The following is a 13268-nucleotide window of genomic DNA, read 5'->3' as shown; positions in this document are numbered from 1 at the left end:
AAATTAACGATATGATAAAAATAAGAACAAATGTTTGTAAATGGTGGTGGATAGAATGCAATTTTTAACAGATAAGCTATTAAACGGCCTGAACCCAGAACAACAAAATGCCGTGAAAGCAACAGACGGACCACTTCTTTTAATGGCAGGTGCCGGAAGTGGTAAAACAAGAGTACTAACGCATCGAATCGCTTACTTAATAGTAGAAAAGCGCGTCAATCCTTATAATATCTTAGCAATTACCTTCACGAATAAAGCAGCAAGAGAAATGAAAGAGCGTATCGGCAAAATGATGGGCGGTGCCGCCGATGAAATATGGATTTCTACCTTTCACTCCATGTGTGTAAGAATTCTGCGCAGAGATATTGACCGCATGGGCTTTAACCGTAATTTTACTATTCTTGATACAACAGACCAGCAATCCGTAGTAAAAGGGATCTTAAAAGAAAAAAATATAGACCCGAAGAAATTTGACCCACGTGCGATTCTAGGTTCAATTAGCTCTGCAAAGAATGAACTAATTGACCCAGAAGAGTTTAAAAAGACAGCTGGCGGGTATTTTGAACAAGTGGTTAGCGATGTGTATGAAGAATATCAAAAACGGTTACGAAAAAATCAAGCTCTTGATTTTGATGACTTAATTATGATGACCATTCAATTGTTCACACGTGTACCGGAAGTGCTTGAGTTTTATCAGCGGAAGTTCCAATATATTCACGTGGATGAGTACCAAGATACGAATAGAGCGCAGTATATGCTCGTAAAACTATTGGCCAATCGTTTTAAAAACCTGTGTGTCGTTGGGGATTCAGACCAGTCGATCTATAAGTGGAGGGGAGCGGATATTGCCAATATTCTTTCCTTTGAAAAAGACTACCCGAACGCAACCGTCATTTTACTAGAGCAAAACTATCGATCAACCAAGAGAATTCTATTAGCAGCCAATAAGGTGATTGAAAACAATATGAACCGTAGGGCTAAAAATCTATGGACAGAAAACCCCGAAGGAAATAAACTCGTGTATTACCGGGCCGATAGTGAGCAGGGAGAAGCGCAGTTTGTTGCAGGGAAAATTAAAGAATTAACCCGAGATCAGAAATATAAGTTATCAGATATTGCGGTTCTCTATCGAACCAACGCACAATCCCGTGTAATGGAGGAAGTGCTGCTTAAATCAACTATTGAATATAGCATTGTCGGCGGCATTAAGTTCTATGACAGAAAAGAAATCAAGGACATGCTTGCTTATTTACGTTTGATTTCAAACCCGGACGATGACATTAGCTTACAGCGTGTGATTAATGTGCCAAAACGCGGAATAGGTTCGACCTCACTTGATAAAATTGCAGACTTTGCCGCTATGCATGACCTTTCTTTGTACCAAGCTTTAGACTCGATTGAATTAATCGGTTTAAGCCCGAAAACTACAAAGGCTGCAAGAGAGTTCCGTGATTTAATTAGAAATTACACGAATATGCAGGAATTCCTTTCTGTAACGGAATTAGTAGAAGAGGTTCTTGAAAAGACAGGTTACCGCGAAATGCTGAAAGCGGAAAAGTCACTAGAAGCTCAAAGCCGACTTGAAAACCTTGAGGAATTATTATCTGTAACGAAAAACTTTGAGGATTCTAGTGAGGATAAGAGCTTAGTTGCTTTCTTAACGGACTTGGCACTCGTTGCAGATATTGATTCCCTAGATGATGATGGTGAAAAGGTTGATTCTATCACATTAATGACCTTGCACTCTGCAAAAGGCTTGGAGTTCCCTGTCGTTTTCTTAATCGGCTTGGAAGAAGGAGTATTCCCGCATAGCCGTTCCCTTATGGAAGAAGCGGAGATGGAAGAAGAACGCCGACTTGCCTATGTAGGGATTACAAGAGCAGAGCAAAGCTTATTTATCACAAATGCCCAAATGAGAACATTATTTGGTAGAACGAATATGAACCCCGCATCAAGGTTTATCGCTGAAATTCCGGAGGATTTAATTGAAGGAGTAGAGCCCGAGAGACGTATGAATACGCCATTTAATTCTGGTGGAGGAAGAAGTTTTGGAGGTTCAGGGTCTTCCTTTGGACAAGCGAAAAGTACATTTAGTACACCAACTACTCCAAGAAAACCAGTGATGCGTCCTGTTTCAGCTGCGTCTGGTGGAGAGGAAGTCGGCTGGAAGGTTGGCGATAAGGCGGAACATGGTAAATGGGGAATTGGAACGGTTGTAAGTGTGAAAGGACAGGGAGAAGGAACAGAGCTTGATATTGCGTTTCCAAGCCCAGTAGGTATCAAACGTCTATTAGCTAAATTTGCACCAATTAAAAAAGCATAAGCCTTCATGCTATAATCCAAGTGGATATGAGTGAAATACCTTTATGAAAGGGCTGGATATATGGACCTTCTAATGGCTGAACAGAAAATCACGGAATTAAGAAGCGTATTAAACCAATATGGCTATGAATACTATGTGCTAGATCAACCATCTGTGCCTGATACTGAATATGACAGGCTTATGCAGGAGCTTTTAGAGCTAGAGGAAAAGTTCCCAGAGTTAAAGACACCAGACTCTCCTTCGGTGCGTATAGGTGGTACGGTTCTTGATGTATTTGAGAAGGTGGAGCACCGTACACCGATGTTAAGCTTAGGTAATGCCTTTAATGAGCAAGACTTAAAGGATTTTGACCGCAGGATCCGTCAGGCGGTAGGAGACAATTTTTCCTATGTCTGTGAATTGAAAATTGACGGCCTTGCTGTGTCGTTACGCTATGAAGACGGTTTGTTCATTCAAGGGGCAACCCGTGGGGATGGAACCTTATCGGTAAAATCTAATGTGTATAAATATATGAATACAGTATTCAATAAAATGAATAAAAGGATAAGAAGAAAAACTATAATAATTAGACAAGCAGGGGGATGTAGTCCCGTGGTGGGTAGCAGGAACTATGGATTAGCTTTCAAGAGAAAAGGAGTTAATTTCATAGGGCTTAAACAAGATGGGGGTGTAGCAGCATGAATGTGAGAGAACGGATAGAAGAGCTACGTAACCTAATTGAACACCATAATATATTGTACTACAATGGACAACCAGAAATATCTGATTATGAATATGATGAACTAATTCGAGAGTTAGAAGCTTTAGAACACCAATACCCACAGTATTTTAGTCTAAAGTCGCCTACTCAAAAAGTAGGTGGAACATTAAAACGTGAACTAAGAAAAGTGCAACATGACGTACCAGTAATAAGTCTTCAAGATGCATTTTCAAAAGAGGAAATATATGATTTTGTAAATAAAATAAGATCTCAATTCACTAATCATAAATTTGTAGTGGAAAAGAAAATTGATGGCTTAACAGTAATGCTACGATACCACAATGGAAAATTAACAGAAGGAATAACCAGGGGCAAAGGTGAAATCGGGGAGTCCGTTTATGAGAACGTCTTAGAGATCAAAAATATACCCAAAAGTATTCCAACAGAGTTACCGTATTTAGAGGTCCGTGGGGAAGTTTACATGTCCAACGAATCTTTCGAAAAGGTATTGGAAAGGGAAAAAAATAAGGGTGGTAAGAAGTATAAAAATCCAAGGAATTTAGCAGTTGGAACATTAAGACAGTTAGATCCAAGCATCGTAAGAGAACGTAATCTAGATATTTTTGTTTTTAATCTTGAAATAGCAGAAGGTAAAAATTTTTCTTCACATAGTGAAACTTTAGAATGGTTGAAAGAACAGGGTTTTACCATTACTCCTAATTATAAAGTTTGCACTACAGCTGATGAAGTATGGGAAGCTATTACTAAAATAGGTGAGGAAAGAAACAGCTTACCTTATGGGATAGATGGGGCGGTTGTTAAAGTTGATAACTTAAATGACAGAATAGAATTAGGAAGTACAAGTAAAGTTCCTAGATGGGCAATCGCTTATAAATACCCACCAGAACAAAAAGAAACCGTTATAAAGGATATAAAGATACAAGTTGGGCGTACAGGTAGGCTAACTCCTTTAGCTCTTTTAGAGCCAGTTATATTAGCAGGAACAGAGGTTTCAAAAGCAACTTTACACAATCAAGATTTTATTGATTCAAGGGATATTCAAATTGGTGATACAGTGGTTATTCAAAAAGCTGGCGATATAATTCCAGAGGTAATAAGGAGTATACCTGAGAAAAGGCCAGCGAATGCAGTTAAATATACCATTCCAATGTCTTGTCCTATATGCAATTCACCGACAATCCGAGAAGAAAATGGTGCGGATATACGTTGTACTAGTGAGGTATGTGGTGCACAACAAATAAGAGGAGTAATATATTTCGCTTCAAAAGATGCAATGGACATTGAGGGACTTGGGGAGAAATCTGTTGAAACTCTTATGTTAGAAGGGTATATAAATAATATTGCTGATATATATTCTCTCGAACAATATCGTGACGAGTTGATCGAGAAAGGTATAGTGGGAAGAAAGAAATCAGTTGATAATCTTTTAAAAGCTATTGAGAAGTCTAAAGATAATGATTTAGAAAAGCTACTAACAGGGCTAGGAATTAAAAATGTAGGGAAACAAACTGCTAGAGTGTTGGCCATGAACTTTCCTGAAATTGATGCAATAGCAAATGCAACTTATGAGCAACTGGTGGCATTGCCTGACTTCGGAGATATTGTCGTTAACAGCGTTATAAACTATTTCAATCAAATAAAGAATCAAAAACTAATCTTTGAATTAAAAAGAGCAGGAGTAAATGTTAAATCCAAAACGTCAGATGGAGTTAGTGGTGACGATAGATTTTCGGGTAAAACATTTGTCATTACAGGAACACTTCCAACCCTAAAAAGGGATGAAGCAACTAAATTAGTCCAAATGTATGGTGGCAAGGTTTCTGGTAGTGTATCTAAAAAAACATCATACGTTCTTGCAGGTGAAGAGGCAGGAAGCAAACTAACAAAGGCCCAGGATTTAGGAATAACAATAATTGATGAAGAAGAATTTAGTAACATGTTAAAATAAGATTCACTAAAAATGGCTCAGTTCAAATAGCTGAGCCATTTTTCTTTTTACATAATTGTAGATATAAAAAGCCAGTAGTTAGCAGTAACGGGTTCAGTTTTGATGTGCAAGCATAAGAAAAATTATATATCACAGTAAAATCACAGGAAAAAACGCTGTTGTAAAATTATCAACAGCGTTTTTTGTTGGATTGGTAACTGCAATGCTTTATTTTAAAACTGTCTCGGCTGGGGTAAATGCTTCCCATTGATTATATTTCGTTGTTATCGAAGAAATAAACCAATACTCTCTAAATGGTTCTAGATTCTTTTCCACGGTTATGGTCTTCTGCCCACTACCAAAATTAGCATATGATGTTCCTAAATCGTATTTAACGTTATACCGCATTCGGGATTCGCTAAGCTTTTCTACTTTGGTAAGACGGAAGTTACTAACCCACGGGCTTGACTGACCTGTTACCCAATGAGTTTGCTCAAATGTTCTCCTTGATTGTTTTTGAAGCGAAGGGGACAACATCGCATATTGAACAGCACCGCTTCGATTATTTACACCTAATATCCATAAATCAACAGCTTGTTTCGGTTCGCCTACGTGCAACCCAGTCATAAAAGACAGCAACTGGCTTTCTAAAAGATTGAGTTGTTTTGGGGCTGCTATTGCGGGATTGTTATTAAACAGCATTAATGAAAATAAAAGTATAATAAATCGCAATAAATCACCTCTAAAGGTTATCTTTTAGAGGTATTATTTTACTTAAAGCAACTAATGATTCATTACTTCAAATAAATTATATCTTTCATTGGTAAACTTTTTACTGTTTTTTCAATTAGGTTGAATGAATTTTAGTTTTCACACATCATATATCTGATATAATACTAAATTTGAATATCCAAATGAGTTATTTTTAGGTTAAATCTAACTGATAGGTTATCAACAATTTTTAATAAGACCTGTTGATAATACTGTTAATAAACTGTGGATAATTAAACTGAAAGTGTAGATTAACATCTATAAAGTTTGGCTAACAGAAGGAATAAGTTACAGCTGAATAGAATACTTATTACAAAAATAGGAAGTGATGAAGAGGATGACTCAGGCCGAAGCTATAATAGAAGCATTTAAGGCTCTTGGAGGAACAAGAAGAATTTTTGAAATTAAAAATTGGGTAGATAACAAATATGGATTAAATCGATGGAAGGACTTCAATACAACAATTGCCGATATGGTTCCTATTAGTCTAGGAGGAAATAAAACATCTACTCTTCCAGAAAGAGTTAAGGTTTTAAAAAGAGTAAAAGTAGGTCATTATTGTCTAATTATGACCGAAGGGAAAATGACGGAATAGTTAATTGGTTAATAAATATATTAAAGACTACTGATTGAATCCCGTTCATAAAATCGGGGAGGGGAGAAATGACTGTTGTTCAAGTTAGATGGTACGGTCCATATGGCCTTGAAAACATTAATACCAGAGATATTGCTTCCTATATGGGTGTCTATGCTATTTATAGTGTTTTCGGGGGAAAAGAATCATTGCTTTACATTGGTAAAACTAGTCGCAGCTTTAATAGAAGAATAAATGAACATTATAGGGAATGGCTTTGGAACGTTAGAGGAGAAATAAAGATACGTTTTGGGATATTGGAATACCCACATGGTGGGATTCATTCTGTTAAAAAGTTAAACGATATGGAGTCGCTTTTGATTCACTGGCATAGACCTCCTTACAACACTTCCTCTATTGAATGGTATAGAGGGCGACTCAATCTAGAGGTAATCAATGTTGGTAGGAGAGGCTTACTCGATAGAAATGTAACAACTAGCGTATTGACTTTCTAAAGGGAGAAGGGGAATCAACTTGAATGACGAGAGGTTTATTATTAAGCATATTGATCCCGTAAGAATAAAAGATTATGTTTTTACATACGAGGATTACGAGACACTCTTTCCTGCTAATCAAAAAAGGAACGATACAGTTATTGCGAAGAAAAGAAAATCCATACAAAAAAAGTTATTAAATATCCATTCAAAAATAAAAAATTTTGCTCAAAAGGCTGATTTGCATGTTCATTGGAATCCAGAACATATAACAACAATAATAAATCCTACTACCTATAACAATTACACTATTGCTTGGGTTGGTATTAGGTACGGAAAACACCGAAAACATGTAAAATACGGTGGAGAGAGTTATGCTTCGTTTACAAAACATGGATCAATACAAATCGGTTTATACCCTGGCGGATTTACCGTTTCATTATTCCATGCTGTGAGGGATGGAGCTATTGATCGGGGGTTCGTACAGGAAAAACTTTTTCAGAACCCTGATTTTAAGAATGAAATGTTAATGGAATTACAAAAGATTAAAGGGAAAGGTTACACATGGTACATAAATGATCCTATCGAAAGATTAGAACCAGTAAAACCTTTTTCATTAGATAACAGGGATTTAAACGAGTTCTTCAAATTTTACAAATTTGATAATGAGGGATTTGAATCACATTTAACCAGAGTCGTACCTATAGACGATATTTCAATTTCAACTGAGGACCAAATGGTGTTTTTAATTAAAGATGAAATAAAAAACTTATTACCACTTTATAAACAGCTGATATATATTCCTCCTGTTTTCTAAGTCTCAAATGAGAAGGATATATTGATGCTATGGCTTGGAGACAAAACTCCAAGTCATATTTTTGTGTATTCTTTTTTGAACGAATCCAAATACCTTGATTCATTGTCGTACTTTTCTTGGATTTTATGTATAAACTCAATGTAATGTTGAGGTACTTACGTCTGTTCTTTGGAGCTATTAATAATTATAACTTTGCTTTTTTTTTATTCCCATTTTTTTTATTAATTCTATAAATTTTACGGACATGCTTATGTAGCTCATCTAGGGGTTTTCTATCAATTATAGCGGATATATCCAATGTCTTTATTTTAACCTCCTTGCCATTTTCCAGTACCTATGTGGCTTGAGACAGCAGGACATATCAACACAAGAACTGGTAGAAATTTGTAAAAAATCTTAAAACAAAGAGTAGTTCAGCACATATAAAATTCCTAAAAAGAGTACCATTTGTTTCGGATTAACGCAATCAATAAAATAGAAAATGGTAAAGTGGGGTTAAGGAATGATATCCAGGATTCTCTGTCGAAGAAATTAGATATCCTTTCAATTTCTGCATTTATCTCATTTTTATTTGTAAAAGATGGAAAATCGCTTTCCTTAAGAAGAGGATTTATTCCAAGACTGAAGCGAAATCGGGTCTTTACCGGTCTTAGTTTTGGTCTTTTTTTATGTTTTCAAGTGGAAATGGCGGAAGTTAAAAAAAAGAATTATTTTATAGAGACGGTATCCGGAGAGAAGAAACAGCGTTTAGTTTGAACCGTAGGTTTCTGAGAAAACTTTAATCTATTAATAAATTAATCTAGTTATCCCCTTGTTTCTGATTAGTGAAAAAGAATTTAATGCATACGCCTTAGTTAACTAAGAGAATTTAAGCATTGGGGATAATAAAAATGACTGTTTGTAAATTTACAAAAGATTTGAAGCTAATAAATGGTGATGTTTTTAATGAAATTAAAAGAATTCCTAGTAATTCAATCCATTTAATTTGTACAGATCCGCCATACTTTATATCTAGGAAGACAAATTTTAAAAATGGTGGCGGCGATCAAAAGAAATATGGTTCTATTTCGATGGAATTTGGTGATTGGGACTATGAAGAGAAGAGTATAAACTGGTATTCCCTATTAAAAGAATTTAAAAGAGTACTAGTTCCAGGTGGAACAATGGTAATTTTTTACTATATCTTCAAAATGAGTGATATTTCAATATCTGCGGAAAAAATAAATTTAAAACAACCAAGAATCGGTTTTTGGGAAAAAACTAATCCAGTACCAATAAATGCAAAAGTAAATTATTTGTCAAATTCAAGGGAATATTTCATCTCTTATACCAAGGGGACAAAAAGAACTTTTAATTCCTATTATGATAAAGCAGCATACGAAGCTCCAATAGTTAGTGGTAAAGTGAGATTTCATCCTTGTCAAAAGCCTGTAATGGTTCTAGAAAAAATCATTAAAACTCATACCAATGAAGGTGACACAGTATTGGATTGTTTTATGGGTTCAGGATCAACCGGACAGGCAGCAATAAATCTAAAAAGAAAATTTATAGGTTTTGAATTAGATAAGTCTTACTTTAATAAAGCTTCAAATGTTTTGTATAATGCCACCGCAAGCTGATATATATACTTTGTGAAAAGTATCCCTTTATTTAGGGTTATTAAATTAGAAAAAACTAACTTTGCTAATCCAAGTCAGTTTTTTCATTTTATCGTATTAAATTTAATAGTTTAATAACAATAATTGTTATATTTCTTGATGAACATTAATTCCAACATTAATAATTGTGATGATCACATATTTTGAATTTGTTCATTTCGAAGTGGATATGTGGTCTCACAGTTCCCTTGTTTCCATCGTACTCATAATAAAGAACTTGTTTATCGGATTTTTTTGTCCAATTTGTAAGAAGATTCATTGCTATATGGATAGCTGTTGAAGCTAAAGTTCCATTTGGCCATATTACTTGAGGGCGAATACCGGCTTCTCCATATGCTGCATCTTCCCTCGTTAGGTGTTCTTTATTTATGAACCCCATGCACCACATACATGGCATTTCGGGTAAACTGGCAATTACTTGCCCTCTAATTACTGGTATATTAGATGGGTGAGTAACGTCCATACCAATATCAATATAAGGAATTTTGTTCCTTCTAGCCAAGTTTTCTAACTGTTCTCGATTTCTAAGACCATCTAAGCAGCCGAATAAAATGTCTGCCTTTACTATTTCGGCCGGAGCTGTTTGAAATTTATCGTTTATTTCGATGATATTAGCATCAGGAATAATCCCCCGAATAAGGCGAACTGCGATGCTTAATTTTGTGGAGCTTTTTGCTATATCCTCCAATTTTGAGCCGACGGTACGGTTAATATTAGTGTCCTCAAATACATCATAGTCACAAAGAATGTAGTTTTTAAAACCAATGTGGGCAAGCTGCTGAACTATTTGAGATCCACCACCGCCTAAACCGATTACCCCAACCTTAGTGTTTTCGAGAATATAGTCTAGGCTGTCACCAAGAAAAGATTGTCTATTATTTTTCATTATAAATTCCCCCGTTTTGTAAATAAGTCAGTTAACCAACTAAAGAAGGAACCTTTTGAAATCGCGAATTTTTTTGTATCAAGGGAAACTTTGCTTCCTGGTTTCCAGACTCTTGCTACCATGGAATCTTCGCTTAAGAGTAGGAATCCATGTGTTGCACGAGGATTCGCGTTACGGAAGGATCTTAGGTATACAGGATGAGAATCAATATCTACACGGCTAAACTTCGGTATTCCTTTGCCGCCATGCTCGTGAACCTGTAAAACACCTTCGTTATTGTGATCAGCCCTTTTCATCGCCATAACAATCGCACGATGGTCTACTTCCGCACCCACTTTTGGATTATTGATGTAAAATTCATCAGGAACAGATAAATAATCAATAATATTAATAGTATTCTTGCTGTCTGGCTTAATGAAAACAAACCCTACTCGTTCAAAAGCAAAAGGGTGGGGACGAGCTAAATCGTCCCTAATCTTATTAAAGTTTTGTTTGGATATGCTGATTAACAAGGAATCAAGAACCCCCTTAAATGATTTAAAATCATCTCAGGAAATGGGCCAGCTACTACATTATTGTGAGAAAAAGCATACCAGGTTTCACCAGCTATTAAATATGATTGATAATTATTTGGTTTGTGAGGGGATTCCACATTATCCTTCAAAAACAATCGGGATGTGTAACCGCCAGTTGTTGGAGCAAAGCTCTGAGTACAGAATAAAGCATCTGTTTTATTTGGTGTACAATTCTGGGGCATGGTTAGCCCCGGAATAAATAAGTAAAGATTTTGGCCATCTCTTCGTTCTTCGACGTTTGGACCATATATGTGGCGAAGTAATTGAATTTGATTTGTAGGATACATCAGTTTACGCCTCCTTTAAGACGAATGACCAGATGATCCACCGGACTTAAATTGCTCGCCGCCATGGACGGTTACAAATCCTTCGTTGTCGAGTAACAGATAAGCTGGTAATTGATAAATAACATCCGTAATCGGGATATCATTTAGAGCACGAATTTCTGAAACGTTAAGCCGACCTTGGTGTACTTGGTAGGTTGATTCGTTAATAAAGATATTTACAATATCTTTACCTTTACCGTTATCTTCATGTTTCTGATTTTGATTTGAATTCATAAGAATTCCTCCTTGTGATGTTTTAAATCTGCCAGAGGATGTGTTATAATGAAAGACGATATTTTTATAACAAACTCTGGCTATCCAATGGCCGCCGCACAGCATCTCGCAAATGCTGTGTTTTTTTTGTCATCTTTTACTTTTTGAAGATTAAACACTCCTTTCAGTTGGAAGGATGTACCTATATTTACATATTAGAATATGGTGACAAAAAAGACAAGTATTATTTACAAAAAAACAGTAAAATATTTTTTGTAAAGTATATTTGATTTATATCCTTTTTTTGTATTTTTGTATATACTAATGATAAGTTACTTTTTTTTTAAGGGTGGTAATATGGATCAAAAAACAATTAGTGCAAATCTAAGACGAATAAGAGAATCCAATGGTTTAAATCAAACACAGGCAGCTAGTTTGTCAAATCTATCGAGGATTGCATATAGAAATATCGAAAACGGAGATTCAACCCCGAAGATTTCTACTCTTCAATCTATTGCTACAGGATTTGGTATCCAGTTGCAGGAATTATTTGCACCTGTAAAAAGGCTTGAAAAGGTAAGATTTAGGGCACTAAAGAAAATGAATAATAGAGATCATATCATAACTGAGGTTGCACGATGGTTAGAGGATTATAAACAGTTAGAAGAAATTTTGGATATAAATGAAAGTTTCAAATTTGAGCATCTAGTTAAACAACTGGCTAAAATGAAACCTGGAACAGAAAGGGCCATCTATGCAGCTAATCAGGCTAGGATGTTCTTAGATTTGCAGGAAACTGAGCCAATAAGAGATATTGCAGGTTTGCTCGAAGATAATGGAATAAAAGTATATCAAATTAGTATGGCAACGGAAGGCTTTTTTGGTTTATCGGTAGGTAAGGAGGAAGGAGGGCCAGCAGTAGTAGTAAACGTTTGGGATCGTATTTCCGTTGAAAGATGGATTTTCAGTGCAATTCATGAGTTGGGTCATTTATTGCTTCATTTCAATGACCTTGATTTGGAAAAAATAGATGAAGATCCAGTAGAGGAAAATGAAGCAAATACATTTGCATCTTATTTTCAAATGCCTATAGAAGCATTCAATAGAGAATGGAAGGAGACAGCAGGCTTAGATTTTGTCGATAGGGTATTAAAAGTTAAACGTATTTTTCAGGTTAGCTACAAAACTGTACTATACAGATTATCTGAAAGATTTGGGAAAAGAGTCTGGGGTCAATTTCAGAGTGCATATAGATCAAGGTCAGGAAAGACTCTTTCTATGAAAGAAGAGCCCGAAGCTTTAGACTCAAGTAGTTTTTCCGAGGTACTTAGAGCTCAAGAACCGGATTCATTATCATCTTCTGCTTTTATAGAGGATCGCTTATCTAGACTTGTACATGAGGCTTACAAGAAGGATTTAATTTCAAAAAGTAGAGCGGCAGAGATATTAAGAATTGACATAGACTCGATACAGAAAAGAATAGATCAATGGTTCGAGTTTGAATGGGAGTAATTTAATGGAGGGTAAGGAAGAAACATATCTTATTTTAGATGTAAATATGCTCTATGATTTATATAAATCCGATAAGGCTCTTATTCCTTTAATTTCTAGTAGTGTGGGACAAATCCATTTAGCTTCGTCAGGTTTAGAACAGATAAAATTCATTAATAAGAGTGACTGTTATTCATTAGGTATCCATATTATTGAGCCAAATGTTAAGCATTTATTTGATGCTATGACAAGAAGGGGAACTCTTTCATTTCAAGATCATTTATGCTTAATTTTGGCTAAGGAAAATGGTTGGACCTGTGTTACCAATTGTAATCCCTTAAGAAGAGAATGTGAAATTGAAAATATCCCATTTATATGGAGAAACGATATTATTAGAAAAATAGCACTTTCTGGAGCAATTACCGCTGTTACTGAAAAAAAGCTACTTAATCAACTAGCCCGATTTAACCCAATAATGTACAGAACATAAGT

General features: G+C 35.6%; 14 protein-coding genes and 1 pseudogene. 10 read left to right on the top strand and 5 right to left on the bottom strand.

Annotation, left to right across the window (positions count from 1 at the left end; translation table 11 throughout):
• Positions 1-55 precede the first annotated feature (55 nt).
• The 3 genes and pseudogenes from pcrA (at position 56) to ligA (ending at position 4992) form a co-directional block, all read left to right on the top strand.
• Entirely contained in the window at positions 56-2323 is a 2268-nt protein-coding gene (gene pcrA / locus ABES03_RS10335) for a DNA helicase PcrA (protein WP_430117208.1), read from the top strand.
• 60 nt (positions 2324-2383) lie between these two features.
• A pseudogene (locus tag ABES03_RS10330) lies at positions 2384-2845 on the top strand (DNA ligase LigA-related protein); the annotation flags it as partial.
• Between the two features lie 155 nt (positions 2846-3000).
• Positions 3001-4992, top strand: coding sequence for an NAD-dependent DNA ligase LigA (ligA, locus tag ABES03_RS10325; protein ID WP_430117207.1), 1992 nt, complete (start codon positions 3001-3003; stop codon positions 4990-4992).
• A gap of 207 nt (positions 4993-5199) precedes the next feature.
• On the opposite strand, the gene ABES03_RS10320 is transcribed toward ligA, so the two are convergent.
• Positions 5200-5703 (bottom strand): hypothetical protein, encoded by a 504-nt coding sequence (locus tag ABES03_RS10320; protein ID WP_430117206.1) that lies wholly within the window; start codon positions 5701-5703, stop codon positions 5200-5202.
• Positions 5704-6070: 367 nt separating this feature from the next.
• On the opposite strand from ABES03_RS10320, the gene ABES03_RS10315 reads away from it, so the two are divergent.
• From ABES03_RS10315 to ABES03_RS10295, 5 genes are all read left to right on the top strand, one after another.
• Entirely contained in the window at positions 6071-6337 is a 267-nt protein-coding gene (locus ABES03_RS10315) for a hypothetical protein (RefSeq protein ID WP_430117205.1), read from the top strand.
• Positions 6338-6405: 68 nt separating this feature from the next.
• The gene (locus ABES03_RS10310) at positions 6406-6831 is read left to right on the top strand and encodes a GIY-YIG nuclease family protein (protein WP_430117204.1); all 426 of its coding nucleotides are present in this window, start codon (positions 6406-6408) and stop codon (positions 6829-6831) included.
• Positions 6832-6850: 19 nt separating this feature from the next.
• A complete protein-coding gene (locus ABES03_RS10305; protein WP_430117203.1) occupies positions 6851-7627 on the top strand; it encodes a hypothetical protein in 777 nt (258 codons plus the stop codon).
• Between the two features lie 447 nt (positions 7628-8074).
• On the top strand, positions 8075-8383 hold the full coding sequence (locus ABES03_RS10300; protein WP_430117202.1) for a hypothetical protein: 309 nt from the start codon (positions 8075-8077) through the stop codon (positions 8381-8383).
• 134 nt (positions 8384-8517) lie between these two features.
• On the top strand, positions 8518-9246 hold the full coding sequence (locus ABES03_RS10295) for a DNA-methyltransferase (RefSeq protein ID WP_430117201.1): 729 nt from the start codon (positions 8518-8520) through the stop codon (positions 9244-9246).
• Positions 9247-9403: 157 nt separating this feature from the next.
• Here ABES03_RS10295 and ABES03_RS10290 read toward each other — a convergent pair whose 3' ends face one another.
• The 4 genes from ABES03_RS10290 to ABES03_RS10275 are packed head-to-tail and all read right to left on the bottom strand — an operon-like array spanning position 9404 to position 11306.
• A complete protein-coding gene (locus ABES03_RS10290) occupies positions 9404-10171 on the bottom strand; it encodes a ThiF family adenylyltransferase (protein ID WP_430117200.1) in 768 nt (255 codons plus the stop codon).
• Positions 10171-10683 (bottom strand): hypothetical protein, encoded by a 513-nt coding sequence (locus ABES03_RS10285; RefSeq protein WP_430117199.1) that lies wholly within the window; start codon positions 10681-10683, stop codon positions 10171-10173. The genes ABES03_RS10290 and ABES03_RS10285 overlap by 1 nt, the downstream gene beginning before the upstream one ends.
• On the bottom strand, positions 10677-11033 hold the full coding sequence (locus ABES03_RS10280) for a hypothetical protein (RefSeq protein ID WP_430117198.1): 357 nt from the start codon (positions 11031-11033) through the stop codon (positions 10677-10679). Before ABES03_RS10280 ends, ABES03_RS10285 begins: the two co-directional genes overlap by 7 nt.
• A 15-nt stretch (positions 11034-11048) precedes the next feature.
• Positions 11049-11306 carry a hypothetical protein gene (locus ABES03_RS10275; protein WP_430117197.1) on the bottom strand — a complete coding sequence of 86 codons (258 nt, stop codon included), beginning with the start codon at positions 11304-11306 and terminating at the stop codon, positions 11049-11051.
• 336 nt (positions 11307-11642) lie between these two features.
• Here ABES03_RS10275 and ABES03_RS10270 point away from each other — a divergent pair, with 336 nt between their 5' ends.
• Both ABES03_RS10270 and ABES03_RS10265 read left to right on the top strand, forming a co-directional pair.
• A complete protein-coding gene (locus tag ABES03_RS10270; RefSeq protein ID WP_430117196.1) occupies positions 11643-12797 on the top strand; it encodes a helix-turn-helix domain-containing protein in 1155 nt (384 codons plus the stop codon).
• Between the two features lie 4 nt (positions 12798-12801).
• The gene (locus ABES03_RS10265; RefSeq protein ID WP_430117195.1) at positions 12802-13266 is read left to right on the top strand and encodes a hypothetical protein; all 465 of its coding nucleotides are present in this window, start codon (positions 12802-12804) and stop codon (positions 13264-13266) included.
• Positions 13267-13268: the final 2 nt, after the last annotated feature.

It is taken from the genome of Neobacillus rhizosphaerae (assembly GCF_050477885.1).
GTDB lineage: Bacteria > Bacillota > Bacilli > Bacillales > Cytobacillaceae > Neobacillus > Neobacillus rhizosphaerae_A.
This window is presented reverse-complemented; position numbering and strand designations above follow the sequence as displayed.